This window comes from Vibrio sp. Vb1026, assembly GCF_033338745.1.
Classification (GTDB): Bacteria; Pseudomonadota; Gammaproteobacteria; order Enterobacterales; family Vibrionaceae; genus Vibrio; species Vibrio alginolyticus.
On the sequence record NZ_JAWOTH010000001.1, the window covers coordinates 248658 to 269572 of the forward strand.

Annotated in this window: 15 protein-coding genes; 8 read left to right on the top strand and 7 right to left on the bottom strand. The window is 46.0% G+C overall.

Annotated features, from left to right (window positions below; genetic code table 11):
* Positions 1–5 precede the first annotated feature (5 nt).
* From R7E47_RS01125 to malT, 5 genes are all read right to left on the bottom strand, one after another.
* Positions 6–314 carry a PTS transporter subunit EIIB gene (locus tag R7E47_RS01125; RefSeq protein WP_005384641.1) on the bottom strand — a complete coding sequence of 103 codons (309 nt, stop codon included), beginning with the start codon at positions 312–314 and terminating at the stop codon, positions 6–8.
* On the bottom strand, positions 304–918 hold the full coding sequence (locus tag R7E47_RS01130; protein ID WP_005374827.1) for an SCO family protein: 615 nt from the start codon (positions 916–918) through the stop codon (positions 304–306). The genes R7E47_RS01125 and R7E47_RS01130 overlap by 11 nt, the downstream gene beginning before the upstream one ends.
* Positions 919–927: 9 nt before the next feature.
* A complete protein-coding gene (locus R7E47_RS01135; protein WP_318083592.1) occupies positions 928–1353 on the bottom strand; it encodes a hypothetical protein in 426 nt (141 codons plus the stop codon).
* Positions 1354–1596: 243 nt separating this feature from the next.
* On the bottom strand, positions 1597–2514 hold the full coding sequence (locus R7E47_RS01140) for a DUF368 domain-containing protein (RefSeq protein ID WP_318083595.1): 918 nt from the start codon (positions 2512–2514) through the stop codon (positions 1597–1599).
* Between the two features lie 578 nt (positions 2515–3092).
* Positions 3093–5801: an HTH-type transcriptional regulator MalT gene (malT, locus tag R7E47_RS01145; RefSeq protein WP_005374834.1), complete on the bottom strand. Its 2709-nt coding sequence runs from the start codon at positions 5799–5801 to the stop codon at positions 3093–3095.
* 734 nt (positions 5802–6535) lie between these two features.
* On the opposite strand from malT, the gene R7E47_RS01150 reads away from it, so the two are divergent.
* The 5 genes from R7E47_RS01150 to R7E47_RS01170 all read left to right on the top strand — a co-directional run bounded on the left by R7E47_RS01150 (position 6536) and on the right by R7E47_RS01170 (position 16815).
* Complete coding sequence (locus R7E47_RS01150; protein WP_053307964.1) at positions 6536–8989, top strand: glycogen/starch/alpha-glucan phosphorylase; 2454 nt, start codon at positions 6536–6538, stop codon at positions 8987–8989.
* Positions 8990–9106: 117 nt separating this feature from the next.
* Positions 9107–11287: a 4-alpha-glucanotransferase gene (gene malQ / locus R7E47_RS01155; protein WP_005374838.1), complete on the top strand. Its 2181-nt coding sequence runs from the start codon at positions 9107–9109 to the stop codon at positions 11285–11287.
* A 283-nt stretch (positions 11288–11570) separates the two neighbouring features.
* On the top strand, positions 11571–13763 hold the full coding sequence (gene glgB / locus R7E47_RS01160; RefSeq protein ID WP_411913446.1) for a 1,4-alpha-glucan branching protein GlgB: 2193 nt from the start codon (positions 11571–11573) through the stop codon (positions 13761–13763).
* A gap of 136 nt (positions 13764–13899) precedes the next feature.
* Positions 13900–14574, top strand: coding sequence for a monofunctional biosynthetic peptidoglycan transglycosylase (gene mtgA / locus R7E47_RS01165; RefSeq protein WP_025768637.1), 675 nt, complete (start codon positions 13900–13902; stop codon positions 14572–14574).
* Positions 14575–14754: 180 nt separating this feature from the next.
* Positions 14755–16815, top strand: coding sequence for an alpha-amylase (locus R7E47_RS01170; RefSeq protein ID WP_042522184.1), 2061 nt, complete (start codon positions 14755–14757; stop codon positions 16813–16815).
* A 69-nt stretch (positions 16816–16884) separates the two neighbouring features.
* Here the strand turns inward: R7E47_RS01170 and R7E47_RS01175 are convergent, their stop codons facing one another.
* Positions 16885–17601, bottom strand: a complete 717-nt coding sequence (locus R7E47_RS01175) for a DsbA family protein (protein WP_005374842.1) — start codon at positions 17599–17601, stop codon at positions 16885–16887.
* A gap of 96 nt (positions 17602–17697) precedes the next feature.
* A complete protein-coding gene (locus tag R7E47_RS01180; protein ID WP_411913447.1) occupies positions 17698–17904 on the bottom strand; it encodes a copper resistance protein in 207 nt (68 codons plus the stop codon).
* 529 nt (positions 17905–18433) lie between these two features.
* Here R7E47_RS01180 and R7E47_RS01185 point away from each other — a divergent pair.
* From R7E47_RS01185 to R7E47_RS01195, 3 genes are read left to right on the top strand one after another with little or no spacing between them, the layout of a single operon-like run.
* Positions 18434–19171 carry a nucleoside recognition domain-containing protein gene (locus tag R7E47_RS01185; RefSeq protein WP_005374846.1) on the top strand — a complete coding sequence of 246 codons (738 nt, stop codon included), beginning with the start codon at positions 18434–18436 and terminating at the stop codon, positions 19169–19171.
* The gene (locus R7E47_RS01190) at positions 19171–19638 is read left to right on the top strand and encodes a YjiG family protein (protein WP_005374849.1); all 468 of its coding nucleotides are present in this window, start codon (positions 19171–19173) and stop codon (positions 19636–19638) included. The genes R7E47_RS01185 and R7E47_RS01190 overlap by 1 nt, the downstream gene beginning before the upstream one ends.
* Before the next feature lie 9 nt (positions 19639–19647).
* Positions 19648–20772, top strand: coding sequence for a M20 family metallopeptidase (locus R7E47_RS01195; RefSeq protein ID WP_258484036.1), 1125 nt, complete (start codon positions 19648–19650; stop codon positions 20770–20772).
* Positions 20773–20915: the final 143 nt, after the last annotated feature.

Consider the following 20915-nt stretch of genomic DNA (forward strand, 5'->3'; position numbering starts at 1 on the left):
AAATATTAACTTTGTTTTGTGATGCGCTCTTCCATAATCTGCGAATACGTGTTGGCTTTTAAGCCGTATATGATTTGGACATGACGATCATCCAATATCACGACGCCATGCGCGCCATGATTTTTGAGTGCGTTCTTATCGATGACGGACGTCGCTCTGAGGGTAAGACGCAGCCGAGTCGCACATGCACCAGTTTCTAGCAGGTTCTCTATGCCCCCAATGGCGTCAATGATCGTATCGACGTCTTGTTCGACATTGGGGTTGGTATGAGTTAGGAAATTGAAAAATTGCTTCAGCACTGACTTAACCGTCATTTGAAGAGTCTTCGGTCGTTAGTTTTGAAATGGCTTCAACAATCGGTGCCGGTGAGAGCGTATGTGGTACTTTAGTGATTAACGTGCCATCCGGCTTCAAGAAGTAAAAGTAAGAGCTATGATCCAGCGTGTATTTTAGTTCCGAGCCTTCCAATTCTGTCTTGCGGAAAATGACACCATAGTTGTGTGCCAAAGGTGTCGTTACATCAAGTGGCGCCGATAGGCCTTCAATCATTGGATGGAAGTAATGGGCATATTTTGCTGATGCATCGGCCTCATCACGCTCTGGATCTAAAGAAATGAACATCGGGCGTAGTTGCGCTTTTTGCGCGTCGTCAATTTGATTCAGTGCTCCTGCCAGCATTGCAAGAGAAGTTGGGCAAACGTCTGGGCAGCGAGTAAAGCCAAAATAGACGACTCGGATGCGAGGGTCATTCACATCGAAGATATTGACGGCTTGGTTATTTTCCCCAAACAATACCGTTTGTTGAGAGGTGGAACTGTCCACTTGCTCTGGCTTCGTTTTCTGATTATCTAAATAGCTCTTTACGCCAAACCCGAGTGCGAAAGCAGCTACGAGAAATAGGGACCAATTGCGGCTCATAACGATTCCTTATCTTTGCATTTTTATAGCAGGGTAAACGGTATTCTCTCCATCACTGAGTTCACCAACCCAAGTCATTGCATCCTCCGTGCAAACCGGAAGAATGATGTCACCTTGATATTGGCCAGGAGCGATTTGCTTCAGCAAAAACTTTGGCTCACCCATCTCCATTTCTCTTCCTGAAAGACTTAGGATGAGTTGCTTAGCATCGCTTGTATGCCACTCAACATTTAGAGTGGTTGGAACCAAGGGTTGAGCAGTTTCTGAGTTTAGCGTCATCGTAACATTTTCTTGGACGCAAGAGGTTGTAGAGAGAAAGCAGTATTCATCTATTGACTTGCTTTGAGTGGAAGAAGAAAAGCTTTTTATTAGAGTCGGGGCATAAAATCCCACAACTAATGCGGCTGAAACAGCGGCTATTTGTAACAGTTTCATTAAGGTTCAGCATTTATCACTTAACATTACGAGCATCGTAGCACAGATGCGCCGCTCGCCAACTCATGACCTCGGTAAATTGTGCGTTATACCTCGGTGACCAGCTTCCTAGTAACGCGACGGACTTTATTGCATCAAATACAGCAGAGTTTTCAATTGAGATGTTTTGCCCTTAGCCAATAGATAAAAACGGATCCAATTGGCTCCGTTTTTATTTGGTTCAGTATGTGCTTGATACCAAAGTTATTTATCTGAATCTGCGAATTTCTCTAGACCCAAAACCAGAGCAATGGCTGCAAGCATCATTACGACAGCAAGTACTAACTGAGAAGGTTGTGATGTCACGTGTTCAAATTCAAATGGTGATAGGTTGTGCTGTAGCAATGGCACTTGTTCGCCCTTCGAATTGGTGCGCCAAGTGATGGTTTCTTTCCATGGCCAAATCTTTGGCAACGTACCAATCATTAATCCAGTCAAAAACATCAGGGTGAAATCACGGAACTTGCGTAGTAACCACGACAATAAGTGAGAGAAGGACAGTAAACCGATCACGCAGCCAGACAAAAATAGCGCTAATGTATCGACTTGAAAACCTTTCACTGCGGCTAATACAGGAGCATACATGCCAATCAGCAGCAAAATAAAACTGCCAGAGATACCCGGCAAGATCATCGCACAAATCGCGATAGCTCCAGCGAATAAGGTGTTAATGGCCGTTGGTTCCATGTGTAAAGGTTTGAGCACAGTAATACTATAAGCAAACCCGACACCAACGAGCAGAATGACAAAGCGGACAAGATCGCGTTGCTCAACCTGACGAATAATGTGATACACAGAGACCAAAATCAGACCAAAGAAAAATGACCAAAGTGGGATCGGGTGTGTGTCAAGAAGCCAAGTAATCAACTTTGCTAGCGTTGCAATACTGGTGAAAATGCCGGCAAACAGAGCGATAAGGAAGAATCCGTTGATGTGATTAAACGCGGCTTTAACCCCTTCTTTTCGCCAGATAGAGAAAAGTGAGGGGTTAATGCGTCGAATGTTTTCAAGCAGCGTATCGTAAATACCAGTGATAAACGCGATGGTGCCGCCAGATACACCAGGTACAACATCTGCTGCACCCATGGCGATTCCCTTGAAGAAAGTAATTAAGTAGTTCATTGCTCTAATGCTAAGTCGTTTCGATGGCAGAGAGTATACAAACATTGCGATGAAAAAAGTATGAAATAGTGCTGTAACTACTTGGTTTTATATCCAATCTATTGCCTATCTTTATTACCCGTCAAGAGACAATGCCGCCGTAACGAGCTTTTAATGCTTGGTTTACATTTTTGAGATGATTAACTCTACTATCAATTATCAATCTTGGTTGCATTATGCAGTTGCAATTTGCATTATCAAATTGCATTTTGATAATTTGCGCGTGAATAAATCCAGCTTATATGAGATCTTGTGCCCAAAAATAAGTCTTTGCATTTTGGCATGATTAATGCATAATACTGCTCGACCCTTCTTAAGCCGAGGGTCACCTAGCCAACTGACGTTGTTAGTGAATACAATTTGTTCACACTAAATATAAGCCAATCGCGATTATTGCGGTTGGCTATTTTTTTATATGAACAACGTTACTTACGTGCTTTGCAAATTGCACTTCTCTTACTGTCAGTCATAAAAAAGGGCTGACGTGTTACGCCAACCCTTGTGTTTTACTTTACGTTTTAACCCGTTTATCGAGCAGTTCAGTATCCCATCAACTGCAGCAAATTTTCAGCTGTCACAATGGCTTCTTTACGATTAGCAATATTAAGCTTTTGGTACAGGTTGCGAATGTGGGTTTTAATTGTCGTACCTGCCACATCCAGCTCTTGTGCGATTTGCTCGTTACTAAAGCCTGAATAAATCAGCCCCAGAACCTGCCATTCGCGTTGTGTTAATGGGCTGGTACGTACTAGCTCTGGCACATTAGGGTGATTCACCAACTTTTCAATAAAGTCTTCATCAAAGTGAATCGACCGGCTACGTTGATTCGATGAAATGTCCTTCATTAACTGTTGAGCACGGTGACGCTCAAGATCGCCCAGTTCATGGCGGAGGCTCAACTTCTCCAGCAGACCGCCAATGGTTGCACCATCAATCAGGAAGTTTCCGACCATGCCAGTTTGGTTCGTCATTACTAATGCTTCTTTTAACAGAGCCTTGGCTTGCTCCTCATCTTTTTGGCGAGCAGAAAGGACCGCTTCAACCACTAAGTTGCGATTAGTATCTGTGATTAGGTTAGTGCGACGAGCTTCACCTTGGAGGAAATCTAACGCAGCACGAGCGTCGGTATATTGGCCTAAGTTAATGTGGGCGCGGGCAATGTTACGCCATTGCAATTGAGAAAAGTGGTTGCATGCCGATTCAGGACGAACCGCAGTGTTGAGCCATTCTTGCATTGCATCGGTATTCCCGCGCGCTTGCCAAAATAGAATCAACGATAGTGAAGCGTTTGCAGTCCAATCTACGTGGTAAGTCGACTGTTTCATCAAGTGTTGGATGTGCTCAATGAATTTACCGGCTTTGTCTAATTCACCGCGTCCAATCGCAATACGCGCCAACATCGAATAGCTATGTAAGTGCTTGCTTGGTGAATGGTTTTCGAGAATTTGCAGACCTTTGTACGCGCATTCTTCCGCTTCATCAAGTCGGTTCCAGCACCAAAGTACTTGCGCGCGAATACGCAGCAAAAATTCATGAAGAGGAACATGCTGAAGCTGCTGGTCTTCAATCAGACGGAATGCGGAATCTTGTAGTTCAAAGGCAGCTTGCACGTAACCTTGTGCAATTAAAATCTCGCTTTGCTGCAATATTGCCCATAACGCTTGGTGATATACCTGATACTGACGAGCTAGCTTTTCAGTTTGTTGCATCATCGGCAAAGCACGGTCTAGTTTACCTAGCACGTGGTTAACTTCACCAACAACCGAAGTCGCCACAATTCGGCTACGGTAAATTGTGTTATCAAGTTGGCTAAGCGCTAACTCCGCTAATTCGAGAGCTTTTTCTGGCTGGTTGCTGTTGATAGCCACTTGAGCAAGCAACGCGTTTGCTTGACCTTGATAATGAATATCTAACGCAATGTTACGCTTTTTGTGTTCCTCTTCCGCTTCTTCAAGCAGGTGGCCCACTTGGTTATAACGATGCTGACTTTGAGCCAACCATGCTCGGAGCATCGTAAGTTTTGGGTGGCTGAACAACAGATCATCGTCCAACTTGTTAATTGAGCTTTCCAGCGTGCTGAGTTCGCCTTGGTTAAACATCTTCCAGCCGAATTCGTTTAGGATCTCTACCACTAAGTCCTTATCATTCGATTTTTGTGCATGATGAATCGCTTGGTGTGGTGCTTTTTGCTGTAACCAAGCGATAGCAGCATTGCGGTGGAGATCTTTTTCTTGCTGAGGAATACGAGCTTGGCGCTCATGAGACAAAAACTCGCCAAATAAGTTATGGAATCGGAACCAGTTCTGTTCCCCTTCGAGCGGGTAAATGAATAAGCCGTAGCGGTTAAGCGATTCAATCATTCCCAGTGCATCTTCGCGTTGGGTAAGGGCAAACACTAGCTCATCATTGAAGTGGTCAAGCACGGATACTTGCATTAAAAAGTGACGAGTTTCGTGATCGAGTAAGTCAAACACTTCTTCGACTAGGTAATCCCACAAATGCGCGTGATTGAACTGCGATACCGACTCTACGGTTTGTGCCAATGTGCGGTTTTGATGTTGGGCTTGCAATGCGATCAACTGCATCGCCGATGGCCAACCTTCAACATAGGTTCTTAGGCTGTTCGCCATGTCTTCATCAATACCATCGGCGATACGCTGGTTAAAGAAGCGAGTTGTTTCTTCGGTATCAAACGCCAACATCTCGTTGCCGATTTCGATCATTAAATCACGAACACGTAAGTTTGCAGTGCCCAGAGGCGGCGCTGCACGACTGGTTACCACAACGGTGAGGTTGTCTGGCATGTGCTTTAAAAAGAAACGCATGGATTCATGGATTTCATCATTCGTGATTAAATGGTAGTCATCAAGCACCACGTAGCACTCTTGATGAAAGTCAGCCATTTCAGCGAATACTTCGCTAAATAGGGAGCGTAAAGACGAGATCTGACGTTTTTCCGCCAGTTTTTGTGCGTTAGCGCAACTGAAGTTGGTGGCTTTGTTTAATGCTTGAAGCAGATAGTTTACAAAGCGAAAGCCGTCGTTATCGCTGTCATCAATGCTGTACCAACCGACGTTTGGCTTATCGGATAGCCACTGCGCTGCCATTGTTGTTTTTCCGTAACCTGCTGGGGAGCGGAATAAAACCAATTTGTAGTAAGGCGCTTGCTGTAGTAAGTCCAACACTCGTGGGCGCACGATGGCATTGTGCAGGCGTCCTGGTCGAGTAAGCTTAGATGGAATCCACATTAGTAGTTATGTCCTTATTTATGTATACCCAAATGACAGCAACGTGATCATTCTAGTAAAGCCCCCTTGAAAGCCGTCTTACTGAATGATGTCATCAGCATCAAAAACACTGTTTGAATACCGGATAATGTCGCTACTATTGGGGCTTGCGTCCGTCTGAAAAACCATTCCATACGGTCACTTAGATATAAAAGCTAGCGAAAACTAGAAATAACTCACATCGCCTAATTCTAGTTTGTATAAAAAGCGTACAATCCTGTGAGCTGAGAGGGATGTTACGACATCAGAAATGTTCGTTACTTTGATCCACTTCCTAATTCTCAAGGGTTGATGGATTTACCATCAACTACGCCCTTTATTTGTGATTGTCGTCACTTAAATGTCGTTTGTTTCGTTAGCGTTAAGATCGCGTTGCACATAGATTACGAAAAGTTCTTCTACGCTGACCGAGTTAATGTGACCGATATTACAATTTTCACATCATCAGATGAGTGGACTATAAAAAGCGTCATGAACGGGTTTTAACCTTTCTCACATTCCATTGTGATCAAAATCACTAAGAACTGGTGCAAAGTTCACTTTGTTGAGATTTGGATCACTAACCTAGCAATGGTACCCCCTCTACGCCCTCAGCCCTCCTCCTTCAAAGGATGAGAATTAGGAGGATGTTTATTCACAGAGGTAAATGCACGATGTATGGCAGATGAATTACCAAAAGACGTGAGAATTTCGTAATGAAACCTACTCAACAAAAACAATTTGACAAGAAGTCGTTCCAAGAAAGCGTAAAGAAACACTTATCTGTAACTTACGCTCATACGATTGAAAACGCAGACAGCCGCGCATGGTACCTAGCAATGGGGCATGCTCTGGCTGAATTTACTACTCTAGATTTGCTTGCGACAGAAGAAGATCCACGCATTAAAAGTGCGAAGAGCGTTAACTACCTTTCGCTAGAATTCCTTATCGGTCGTTTGACGGGTAACAACCTAATCAGCATGGGTCTGTATGAACAAGTAACAGAAGCAATGGCTGAACTGGGTTACAACCTAACTGATCTGCTAGAAGAAGAGCGCGACCCATCATTGGGTAACGGTGGCCTTGGTCGTCTGGCTGCGTGTTTCATGGATTCATGTGCGGCACAAGAATTCCCAACTGTCGGCTATGGTTTACATTACGAATACGGTCTATTTAAACAGTCATTCAAAGATGGTCGCCAGCAAGAAGCACCTGACGCTTGGCGCGGTGTAGAAGGCTACCCTTGGGAAATTGCGCGTCCAGAACTTGCGCAAGAGATCGGTTTCTACGGTCACGTTGAAGTGATTAACGAGAACGGTAAAGAAGTTCGCAAATGGGTACCAGGCATGACAGTAAGAGCAATGCCTTGGGATCTTCCAATTGTGGGTTACGAATCAGACACGGTTTACCCGCTACGTCTTTGGGAATGTCAGGCGATTGCACCATTCTCACTAGCAAGCTTTAACAATGGTGATTACTTCGAAGCTCAGCACGCACTGATCGACGCAGGTAACATCACTAAAGTGCTTTACCCGAACGACAACCACGAGAAAGGTAAAACACTGCGTCTAATGCAGCAGTACTTCCACTCAGCAGCGTCTGTACGTGACATCCTACGTCGCCACGAAGCTGCGGGCTACTCGCTAGCGGATCTACCTAAGCAAGAGACTATCCAGCTTAACGATACACACCCAACGATTGCGATTCCTGAACTAATGCGCATCCTGATGGATGAAAAAGGTTTAACTTGGGAAGCGGCTTGGGAAATCAGCTCTAAGACATTTGCGTACACCAACCACACGCTACTTCCAGAAGCACTAGAGACATGGCCAGAGTCGCTAATCCAGCACCTGCTACCACGTCACATGGAGATCATTTACGAGATCAACCACCGCTTCCTACAAGACGTACGTGCAATGTGGCCGGGTGATGTCGCGAAGCAACAGAAGCTTTCTATCATCGAAGAAGGTTTCCACCGCATGGTTCGCATGGCAAACCTATGTGTAATCGGCTCTTACGCAGTAAACGGTGTAGCAGCACTTCACTCTGAACTGGTTAAGAAAGACCTATTCCCAGAGTTCCACGAAATGTACCCGACACGTCTACACAACGTAACGAACGGTATTACGCCACGTCGCTGGTTGAAGTTCTGTAACCCAGGTCTGTCTCAGCTTATCACTGAGAAAGTCGGCCCAGAATGGCCAGCGAAACTAGAGCAACTTGAAGGTATTGCGAAGTACGCTACTGACGCGACATTCCAAAAAGAATTCATGGCAGTGAAGAAAGAGAACAAAGAACGCCTAGCAACTTGGGTGAAAGAGAACATGGGTATCGAGCTCGATACTAATGCAATCTTCGATGTTCAAATCAAGCGTCTGCACGAGTACAAACGTCAGCATCTAGACTTGCTACACGTACTGTCTCTGTACCACCGTATTCTTAATGAACCAGGTTTTGAGTGTACGCCACGCGTTGTGTTCTTCGCAGCAAAAGCAGCACCGGGTTACCACCTAGCGAAAGAAATCATCTTCGCAATCAACAAGATTGCAGACAAGGTGAACAACGATCCTCGCATCGGTAACAAGCTGAAAGTGGTATTCATCCCTGACTACCGCGTGAGCATGGCTGAAATCATTATCCCTGCGGCTGACGTTTCTCAACAAATCTCGCTAGCGGGTAAAGAAGCATCAGGTACAGGTAACATGAAGATGGCGCTAAACGGTGCCCTAACTATCGGTACGATGGATGGTGCGAACGTTGAAATTCGTGAAGAAGTGGGCGATGAGAACATCTACATCTTCGGTCTAGACGTTGAAGGTGTGAAAGCGCTAAAAGCTCAAGGTTATAACCCATTTGACTACTACAACGCGGATCACCTACTCAAAGCGTCCATGGACCTACTACTGGGTGAAGAATTCACTCCAGGTCAACCGGGCCTACTACGTGCAACGTACGATAGCCTGCTGGATGGCGGTGACCCATACCTATGTCTTGCGGACTTCGCATCGTATGTGAAAGCGCACGAAGACATGAGCGAACAATATAAAGATCAAGCTGGCTGGGCGAAGAAGGCCATTCTTAATACCGCCCTTGTTGGCAAGTTCACGTCAGACCGCTCAATCCGAGACTACGTGAACAATATCTGGAAACTTGAAGCGGTGAAACGCTAATAGAACCTAGTTAAGACCAAGGTAGCCAAGCGCTACCTTTGGTCATTTTCCAAAAGAAGTTATTGATAACAATAAAACCCTACATGGAAGGTGTTGGTATTACCTTCGGAGAAAGCGATGAAAGAACAAACAGCATTAAAGAAAGTCGCGGAAATGGCGAGATTGGCTGATAGCTATGTCAGTGCTTGGGGAGATGAGGCTAAAGTGTCTGAGGAGACGCTACGCCGCTTGCTCGCTTCGCTTGGCTACGATACTAGCAGTGATGAAAAACTACTGGCTTCTGCTGAAAAGAAACATAAAAAAGACGTACTAGCCCCTGTTCTTGTTTTACGCGACGGCGAACCAGTCGAAGTGGAACTAAACCTAGGTACGAGTGCTCGTGAGAGTGAATTCAGCTGGCGTTTAGAAACAGAACAAGGAGAGGTACTTGAAGGCTATCTTCAGTCCCAAATTGTTCGTGATGAGCGTGCTGAGGGTGGCCCTCTAGTGTTTGCATTGCCAAAGAACTTGGCTTGGGGTTATCACAAACTGATCATCAGTCGTAAGCGTCGTAAAACACCTTACGAGATGTCATTGATCATTACGCCGAAAGCGTGTTTCAAACAAGACGATCTAAACCAACACAAAAAGCTATGGGGTCCTAGTATCCAGCTTTACACACTGCGTACTCAGCATAACTGGGGCATCGGTGATTTTGGCGACCTAAAACAACTGGTGAGTGATATTGCCTCTCGTGGCGGTGACTTCATTGGCTTGAACCCTATTCACTCGCTGTTCCCTGCGAATCCAGAAGGGGCAAGCCCATACAGCCCGTCTTCTCGTCGTTGGTTGAACATCATGTACATCGACGTAAGCTCTGTACCTGAATTCGCGCTAAGTGCAGAAGCACAACAGCGTGTTGGTAGCGCAGAGTTCCAACAACGTTTACAAAAAGCGCGAGACTCTCATTGGGTGAATTACACCGAAGTTTCGCAACTAAAAATGAGCGTTCTTCCGCTACTATTCAGTGAGTTTAAAGCTCGCCATTTAGACAAAAACACCGATCGCGCTCGTGCCTTCTTGGACTTTGTTGAAAAAGGCGGCGACAGCTTGCTACATCAAGCTGCATTCGATGCACTTCATGCTGATTTACATGCAGAAGATGCAAACATGTGGGGTTGGCCTGTATTCCCTGAGAAATACCGCACATTCGACGCTGCTGGTACTCAGAAGTACATCAAGGATAACCAAGATCGTGTTCACTTGTACATGTACCTGCAATGGATCGCAGACGATCAAATCAAAGAAGCGCAAGCGCTAGCCGAAGAAAAAGGCATGGCTGTGGGTTTGTACCGTGACCTTGCGGTTGGTGTTGCTGATTCTGGTAGTGAAACATGGGCTGATGAAGGCGCGCTAGTATTGGATGCAAGCATCGGTGCACCACCAGATGTACTTGGTCCACTAGGCCAAAACTGGGGTCTGCCTCCGCTTAACCCTCAGGTTTTAGAAGCGACTGGCTACGACGCTTACATCAAATTGCTACGTGCTAACATGAAGCATTGTGGTGCATTGCGTATCGACCACGTACTTGGCCTGCTTCGCCTTTGGTGGATTCCAAAAGGCGAGAAAGCGACAGAAGGTGCTTACCTGTACTACCCAGTTGAAGACATGCTAGCAATCCTAGCGCTAGAATCTCATCGTCATCAGTGTTCTGTAATCGGTGAAGACTTGGGTACTGTGCCTGATGAAATCGTGGATATCCTTCGTGATGCGGGTGTGCATTCGTACAAAGTCTTCTTCTTCGAAACATCAAAAGACGACGGCGGTTTTATTTCTCCGAAGCACTACGCTGAGCAGTCTATGGCTGCGCTGTGTACGCACGATATGCCAACACTACGCGGTTTCTGGCACTGTGATGACTTGAAGATGGGGCGTGAGATTGGTCTGTACCCTGATGAGCAGCAGTTGGAAGGCCTATTCGCTGACCGCTTGAAGTGCAAACAAGGCATTCTAGACAGTGTTCGCTGGCATGGCTATTTGCCAGAAGGCATTGGTCATGATGCTCAGTACGTGCCAATGGATTCATACCTAAGCGAAGCGCTGCAACTGCACGTAGCCGCGGGTGACTCTGCACTGCTTAGTGTTCAGCTTGAAGACTGGCTAGAAATGGATCAACCGGTCAATATTCCTGGTACGGTGGATGAGTATCCAAACTGGCGTCGTAAATTGTCGATGAACCTAGATGAAATCTTCAGCCGTGAAGATGTGAACCGTATTTCTAAACGCCTTACTGAAGTTCGTGCACAGGCGAGTAAGTAAGATGCCTAGAGTGGCGTAGATGGACGAGCTGATTACCAATTTTGTTAGCTCAGAGGTACGAAAGTTCCGTCTAGGTCACTCATTCCTAAAACACAATCCGTTAGGATGAAGTACCGTTATTATGCCCGCGACAATAGCGGGCATTTTTGTATTTTGACGCCGTTTACGCAACGAACGTGAGAAGCGGAGTCTTTTTGTGAGTTCACAACGTTGGCTGTGGAGAAACCGATGTTTGATTCAGATCTCTGGTCTTGAAAAGGATGTTGGCTCTAGGGAGAAAGATTTGAAAACCACCAAAACCAAGAAAATAAAGAAACAACACGAACGCGCATACGAACTGCTTGCTGAGGCGGCTTACTCAGATCCATTTGCGGCGCTGGGTCCTTTCATTGACGACGAAGCTTCGCTGAGAGTTTGGATGCCGGGCGCAAACAAGGTTGAACTGCTTGTTAATGGTGAACCTCGCGTGGCGCTTGAGCGTGATGGCGACAGCGGTTTCATCTTAAAAGAGCAACGCGATTTACACCTGACCCACTACCGTTTAGCGGTCGATTGGAATGGTGTTGAACAAATTATTGATGACCCGTACCAGTACCACAATATCTACCAAGAGTACGAGCATCTGCATACGCCAAAAGACATGTATCACTACATGGGCGCACACTTTGTCACGCTAGAACGTGGCGGTGAAAACATCTCTGGTGTGCGTTTCCTTGTTTATGCACCACATGCATCTGCTGTTAGCCTTGTGGGTTGCTTCAACCAATGGGATGGCCGTCGTCATCCAATGCAACGCTTAGACTACGGTATCTGGGGCCTATTCATTCCTGGTTTGGAAGAGGGGGTACAATACAAATTTGAGCTCAAAGGGCCAAATGGGGAAGGGTTGCCACACAAACAAGACCCTTGGGGTTTCTACTCTGAGCAATACCCATCGTTTGCATCCATTACCTACGATCACAAGCGTTACCAATGGCAAGATGCGAAATGGCAAAACCGTGCAGTGACACAAAAGCGTGATGAAGCGTTATCGTTTTACGAGCTACATGCTGGATCATGGAAGCGCGACGAGAACGGTGATTTCCTGAACTACCGCGAACTCGCGGAGCAGTTGGTGCCATACCTTGTGGATATGGGCTACACCCACGTTGAGCTGATGCCTGTGTCTGAGCATCCATTCTATGGTTCATGGGGCTATCAACCTGTTGGCTTGTTTGCACCAACTAGCCGTTTTGGCTCACCTGATGATTTCAAATTCTTCGTGGATGCGTGTCACCAAGCTGGTATCGGTGTAGTGCTGGATTGGGTTCCTGCGCATTTCCCATCGGATGATCATGGTTTAGCTAACTTTGATGGTACGCCTCTGTTCCATGATCCAGATCCTCGTCGCGGTTGGCACCAAGATTGGAACTCCTACATTTACGATTTAGGCCGTGAACATGTACGTCGCTTCCTTGTCTCGAATGCGCTGTACTGGTTTGAACAATTCCATATTGATGGCATTCGTGTCGATGCTGTTGCGTCGATGCTCTATCTCGATTATTCACGTAGTCACGATCAGTGGGTACCAAACGTCGACGGTGGCAACGAAAACTACGACGCAATCGCAACCTTAAAATGGATGAACGAAGAAGTGTACAAGCACTTCCCGAATGCGATGACGATTGCGGAAGAGTCAACGGCGTTTCCGGGCGTGTCTGCGCCAACCTTTATGGGTGGTTTAGGTTTTGGCTTCAAGTGGAATATGGGGTGGATGCACGACAGTCTTTCATACATCGAAGAAGATCCTGTTCACCGCAAATACCATCACAATACCATCACATTCCCGCTGGTTTATGCGCACAGCGAGAACTACGTCTTGTCTCTCTCTCACGATGAGGTGGTGTACGGCAAAGGCTCTATCCATAACAAGATGCCGGGTGATGAATGGCAGCAAACCGCAAACCTACGTGCATACTACGGTTACATGTATGGTCAACCGGGCAAAAAGCTGAACTTCATGGGCGCGGAAATCGGCCAAACGGCGGAGTGGAACCACGATGATCAGTTGCAATGGTTCTTGCTGGAATATGAGCGTCATCAAGGTGTCCAAAAGCTGATGCGAGATTTGAACCACTTGTACCGAAATGAAGCGGCGATGCACGATCAAGATTGTGTTCCTGCTGGTTTTGAGTGGCGTCTACAAGACGAAGCGGATGCGAGCATCCTAGCGCACGAGCGTATTAGTAAAGAAGGTGAGCGTATTCTGATCATCACCAACTTTACGCCCGTACCACACGAGCGCTTTCGTTTAGGCGTTCCAAATGCAGGTCAATACGAACTGCTACTGAATACAGACGACAGCAAATACGGCGGCAGCGATTTTAAAGTGCTGACCAGTGTGAAAACGGAAAAAGTTGAAAGTGAATCACTGCCTCAATCACTTGAGCTTCGTTTGCCTCCACTTTCAACCGTGTTCTACAAGCTGCACAAATAATTTAGTCTAATCAAATTCTAAGCCCGTTTTACATTGTAAATCGGGCTTTTTTTGACCAAGTTTTCACTAACGATAAACAGACTGCATACTCTATACTTGCATCATATTGTTTTGTTAAATCAGGCTAGGTCGGACTTTGAGAAAGATTAAATCCCTTCTGTTCAATATCTTATTGGTGCTTTTGCTTTTACCAGTGATGCTCGTTGGCATAGTGAAATACATCGATCCACCAATTTGGGGATGGAAGATCAGCCGCATGATTTCTCCTCCTGAAGGATTTCCTGAAGAGAGTCAAAATGAATGGGTGCCTTTGAGTGATATTTCTAAACACATTCAACTGGCCGTGATTGCGACAGAAGATCAAAAGTTCCCGACCCATTACGGAGTGGATTTTGATTCCTTGTTTAAAGTGATCTCAGAGTCTGGCGAGAACGGTCCCTCTCGCGGTGCGAGCACGATTACTCAGCAAACTGCAAAGAACGTGTTTCTGTTTCCTTCACACTCTTATGTGCGCAAAGCGTATGAGCTTTATTTTGCTCTGCTGATGGAAGCAATGTGGAGTAAAAAACGCATTCTTGAAGTGTATTTGAATGTGGTGGAGTTTGGTCCAGGTATTTATGGCGCGGAAGCCGCTGCGCAAAACTACTTTGGTATTCCTGCTAAACAACTTTCAACACGCCAAGCAGCAAGGCTTGCGGTGGTGCTGCCAAATCCGTATCGCATCAAAGTTTACCCTCAGACTTCTTACACCATCAGCCGCGTCAATTGGGCGATGAGACAAATGCGTAACCTTGGTAGCATTCAGCTTTAAACTCCTTTTTACCCTGCTCATAAGTAGAACTACGCCCCCATAAAAGCAAAATGTGAAGCGTCACAAGCTTTAGGGCGTAGCCTTTCAGAATGATGTGCTCAGTTTTTCATCCATTTACTATTAGTGTGAATAAAACTACAACACGAATACTGCGCCTATGCGCAACCAATGGACTGAACGATGAAACTGAATCTGATTACGACTACCTTATTGCTTGCATCGGCAAGTGCCATCGCCGAGCCAAACATCACCATTGCTACCACGACCAACAGCCGTGACTTTCCGTTAAGTGCAGAGCAGCCTTTGGTTGTGCCCTTAACCAAAGACGGATACACGCTCAAAATCACGGGTATTGAAGGCGACTGTGTCGCGCCTGATGGTCAGAAGGTCAAATTCAACAAACCTATCGCGCTGAACTGTGGAAAGCCAACAGAACTGCCTTTAAAAATCCGTTTTACTGGCGATTACTCTTTTGCTTTTGATGCGGAAGCCAAAACTCTACGCTTCAAGCGAGAGCCTAAGAAAGCTGCCAAGACAGAATTTAAACGCCCAATCCCACAAGTGCAATGTGAGGTTTACCAAGGCGGCGAAGTCACCATCGCGCTGGGTGACAGTTTCCCCGATGGCACCAAGTTGCGTGATGCCTATTCTGGTCAGATGGTCGAAGTAAAAGATCAGCAAGTATCGCTGACACCAAGCAAAGATTCAGGCGGTTTGGTGCTACTAGAGCCAGTGAAGAAAACCAAAGAAGCAGTGCCGTTTGATTACCGCAATGCCAACATTTACTTCGTGATGGTCGACCGTTTCAATAATGCTGATACGAGCAATGACAACAGCTATGGTCGCAAGAAAGACGGTAAAGAAGAGATTGGTACCTTTCACGGTGGTGACCTAAAAGGTGTGATCGAAAAGCTAGATTACATAAAGAGCCTAGGTACCGATGCGATTTGGTTGTCGCCAATCGTTGAGCAAGTACACGGCTTTGTGGGTGGCGGCGATAGCGGCTCATTCCCATTCTACGCTTACCACGGTTACTGGACGCGTGACTTTACCAAGATTGATGAGAACTTCGGTAACGAAGCTGATCTTAAAAAGCTGGTGGAAGAGGCACATAAACGTGGCCTTAAAGTCTTGATGGACGCAGTAATCAACCACACTGGTTACTCAACGTTAGCCGATTTGCAATTTGACGGTATTGAGGTGTTAAAACCAAACGCTGACCTACCTAAGAAATGGGGGGATTGGAAACCAAAAGCGGGCGAAAACTGGCATAGCTACCACCAGAATATTGATTACCAGAGTCCAAACTGGGCGAAATGGTGGGGCGGTGACTGGGTAAGAACAGGTCTACCGGGATACCCAGTTCCGGGCAGCAGTGATATCACCATGTCATTGGCGGGTTTGCCAGACTTTATCACTGAATCAGACAAAGCCGTGAAGCCAGCTCAATGGCTATTGGATAACCCTGGCACTCGCGTTGAGGAGCGTGATAATTACACCGTCTCGGACTACCTAATTGAGTGGCAAACTGATTGGGTGAAACGCTTTGGTATTGATGGTTACCGTGTCGACACGGTGAAGCACGTTGAAGGCGATGTGTGGAAACGCTTGAAAGAAGAGGCATCAAGCAGCCTTGAGCAGTGGCGTAAAGAGAACGGTAAGTCAGGTCAGCCATTCTGGATGATGGGTGAAGTATGGGGACATACCGCATATCGCAGCCCTTACTTCGACGACGGCTTTGATGCGTTGATTAACTTCGATATGCAGAAGAAGTTAGACAAAGGCGCGGCGTGTTTCAGCCAAATGGCAGACACTTACCAAAGCTATGCGGACACTATCGCCAATGAGAAAGACTTTAACCCTGTGAGCTACATGTCTTCTCACGATACCGAGCTGTTCTTCTCTCGCTTCAAAGATTACGGTATGCAGCGTAACGCCGCGAATGCACTGCTTTTGAGTCCTGGTGCTGTTCAGGTTTATTATGGTGATGAAGTTGGTCGTAACATTGGTCCTTACGCGGACGATTTCCACCAAGGCACTCGTTCTGACATGGTATGGAAGCTATCTGATGAGAAGCAAGCGCTGCTCAAACACTGGCAAACTCTTGGTCAGTTCCGTAAAGCGCACCCAGCGATTGGTGCGGGTCAGCATCAAGTAATTGAACAAGAAGGCGCGTACGTGTTCTCTCGCTCGCTTGGCAATGACAAAGTCGTTGTGGCGTTTGTGGGTCGCGACAAGTAGTTAGAACTTCGTTTTAAGCCTAGATAGAAAAAGCCCTTCCTTGAGTTATCAGGGAAGGGCTTTGTTGTATTAGTTCGCCAGTTCTTGGTCGATGACTTTTTCTAGCTCGTCAAACGGCACATAGCCAGGAATGACTTGATCATTAATGATCAACGCGGGCGTGCCGCGTAAACCAAGTTGCGTGAAATACTGATAGTTTTTATCAAGCAACGCCTTGGTCTCTTTGTCGTCGACAAGCTGTGCTTCTGTCCCCGTTTTTTTCGCTATTTGATTTAAGGAACGTGCGTCATGTGCGCCCGGTTTTTTCACCAATAACTCATGCACTTGTTCGTACTTATCTCGCTGGTTTTGCCAAACATTTAATGCGTAACTTGCCGAGTTGTAGCCGTTTTTCTCGTATTGTTCTTTAAAAGAGACATTGAGGTTAAGCACTTTTACCTGCGGATATTCCTTACCAACTTTGACCAGCTCTCCTTCTAAACGTTTACAAAAAGGGCAGCTATAGTCTGTTACGTTAATAATGGTTAACTCAGGGTTTTCAGCACCAAAAGAGGAATGTTTGCCATCACTTAGATATTGACGAACCTCCTTCAAGGTGTCGCCAAATGACTGTTGATACGCAATGTACTCTTGAAGGTTTTGGTGCAATGAATCAAGAATTTGAGGGTTTTCTTTTAGTATCTGAGTAACTTCCTCTAGCTTTTGTTCTGCGGTCTTTTCTGATGCGAAAGATACGGCAGGTACGATAGCCATCGTTAACGCCAAAAGTGTACGAGTGAATGTCATAATATTTCCTAAAACTTTTAAATTTCGTTGTTTGTTATGTGAAGTGAATAAAATATGTACAAAAGTCAGGCCGAAAGGTCTCTCGCCTTGCTGGCTTTATTCTCTAAACACGCAAAGTTTTAGGTGAACCCGATACTTTTCCCGTATCGGTTCTGTGTATTCCAGATAGCGAATTGCTGTGGTTGTCATCGGCAGCGCCACAATCAAAGCAAACAGAAAAAATGGAATAAGAATATGATCAAACTGATGTTGGTAAGCTTGAACCAGCTTTTCTGAAAGGTCGCAAGATGGTGATAAATTCACGCTTTCATCTTGCTGACTCTGTATTTGGTGAGCCTTCGGGCAGCTTTTCGAGAAACCAGAATTTTGGCTTAAGCATATCATCACCACCCAAAGCACGAGGGCGAGTGTCCATTTGGCTATTTTATATTGTGAGCGTAACAATGGGTCGTATAGTCCTGTTAATTCTGGTTTATGCCGTTTACATATGACCGGGCCATCCTAACCTAAATTTCGTGGCTGAATGTTACTTTCGAGTTAATCGATATTGCCTCAATGCCAAAGTATGAAGTACGTCATGAATGTTGTAGAAAGCAATATTCGTCAGAATCATTTGTTGAGTTGATGAAGAAGTCGTGAGCTATCGACATAGATTAATATACCTAATTGTTAGCACAAATTTTTATTATCTTTCAATTGTGATTGGAATCATAAAACAAAACTTCATAACTGAGTCGCGATAATGTTCGGCAGGCGGATTGATTTTGATCATCTCTCTAGCACATTATTCAGGTGAACATATGTGTTAAGTTCCACATGTGTAGGTAATGTTATGAAAATTCCTGTTCAAACTGAGCGTAAAGTTACACTGGGGTGCTACGTTGCTCTGGCGTTTGCGGTCGTGTTCTTTTCTGGCCTGATGCAATCTAGCGAATGGTACGGTGTATTCGATTTTACAACGCTCAATGGCTCTTTCGGCAAGGTGGCGTATGGTGTCACCGAAACGGCTGACGGTGTGCAAGTTGCAACAACGTCGCTTCGCGGTACTGGTGGTAGCGGTGCTCGCGACGGTTTCATTTTCGCACTTACTTTGATTCCAACTGTTATGTTCGCCTTAGGTATGATCAACGTACTTGAGCACTACGGTGCACTTGAAGCAGCTCGTAAGCTTCTTACTCCTCTTCTACGTCCTCTAATGGGCATCCCTGGTAACTCTGGTCTGGCTTTAATTGCTTCTCTACAAAGTACCGACGCGGGCGCGGCGATGACGCGTCAGCTAAAAGATGAAGGTCACCTAACTAAGCGTGAAACGGACGTATTTACCATGTTCCAGTTTACTGCAGGTGCGACCATCGTGAACTTCTTCTCATCAGGTGCTGTGCTGTTCACATTGACGATGGCTGACGGCTCTCTAGCGGTCACGTCTTCTATTGGTTTAGCGGTTGTGGTGATGTTCGCATTCAAGATCATCGGTGCAAACCTGTTCCGTATTTACCTGAACATGACGGAAGGTAAAGAAGACAAACAAGACCAAAACAAATCAGAGAACCTAAAAGAGGAGACGGCATAATGGGTGACGTTAAAGCGAAAAAACCAATGGTGACGGATATCTTCGTCGAAGGTGCTAAGAAAGGTTGGGTAATTGCGACTACCTCTACGGTTCCTAACGTATTGATGGCGTTCGTTATCATCAAAGCGCTGCAAATCACTGGCGCGCTGGATCTGATGGGCACGGTGTTTTCTCCAATCATGGCGGTGTTTGGCCTTCCTGGTGAAGCGGCTGCTGTTCTTATCGGCGCTTGGATGTCGATGGGCGGCGCAGTGGGTGTGGTTATCACGCTGTTTGACCAAGGCATCCTAAACGGTACGCACATTGCGATTCTTGCACCTGCTATCTACCTAATGGGCTCTCAAGTTCAGTACATGGGTCGTATCATGGGCCCAATTGGTACTGAAGGTCGTTACATCCCAGTTATGATTGCGATCTCAGTATTGAACGCGTTTGGCGCAATGCTGGTGATGAATCTGTTTGTCTAGGAGTGAATCATGCAATTCTCTCTAAATGAATATCTAGAAGAGCTACGTCCGCTAATCAATGTGGATTGTGGTACTTACACTACTGATGGTATCGAGTTTATCGCTTCTCAATTTGAAGAGAAGTACCAAGCGATGTCAGGTTGGAGCGTAAAACGCATCGACTGTGGCAGAGCGGGCATCGGTCTTGAAGTTCGAAATAAGCCGGAAGCTGAGCAAATCGACGTGATGCTGATTGGTCATATGGATACCGTGTTCCCTGTGGGTACTGCTGAGCTTCGTCCAATGTCTCAAGATGTAGAGAAAGCCTACGGTCCGGGCGTCTCGGACATGAAATCTGGCTTGCTCAACATCGTATACGCGATGCGCAATCTAGACCAAGCGGTGTTGGATAAGCTGTCTATCGCTATCTGCATGAACCCAGATGAAGAGACGGGCTCTCTGGACTCTGTGGATTGGATTCAATCAGTAGCGAAAAACGCTAAGAATGTACTGGTTGCAGAAGCGGCACGTGCAGACGGTGGTTTAGTGAAAGCGCGTAAAGGCATGGCTCGCTACAAAATGACCTTTAATGGCGTTGCTGCTCACGCAGGGAACGAGCCAGAAAATGGCCGCAGCGCAATCACTGAGATGGCGAATTGGATTCTAGCAGTCAATGCAATGACCAACTTTGAATCTGGTACCACGCTGAATGTCGGTATTGTTTCTGGTGGCAACGGAGCGAACATCGTCCCTGAGCACGCTGAAGCGATCGTGGATGTGCGTTTCTGGAGCAACGAAGAATACGATGATGTCGATAGCAAGCTAAACGGCATGCTGGAAACACCATTCGTTGATGGCGTGAGCATTGAGTTGGTTCGTGAAGCTTATAAGCCTTCTATGGTGCCAAGCCCACAAACAGAAAGCCTGATGATGCTAGTTGAAGAAGCCGCAAGTGAACTGGCTATCGACATCAACTGGAAAGAAGTAGGTGGTGGCTCTGATGCAAACAACACGGCGATTCTTGGTGTTCCAACTTTGGATGGTCTAGGACCTATCGGTGCGGGCTTCCACAGCGATCAAGAGTACTTGTTGCTTGAGTCTATCGAACCACGTATCAAAATGCTGATGCGTGTACTGGAGAAGATTGCTCAATAAGGCATTTTGCTTCTAAAGCTTGGTTCCCAAAGCTGTTGGTTTCAAAACCATTTGGTTTCCAAAACTTTTGATTTCCAAGACTTTTGATTTCAAGGCAATAATCCCCGGACTTCGGTTTGGGGATTTATTTATCTAGCCATTTT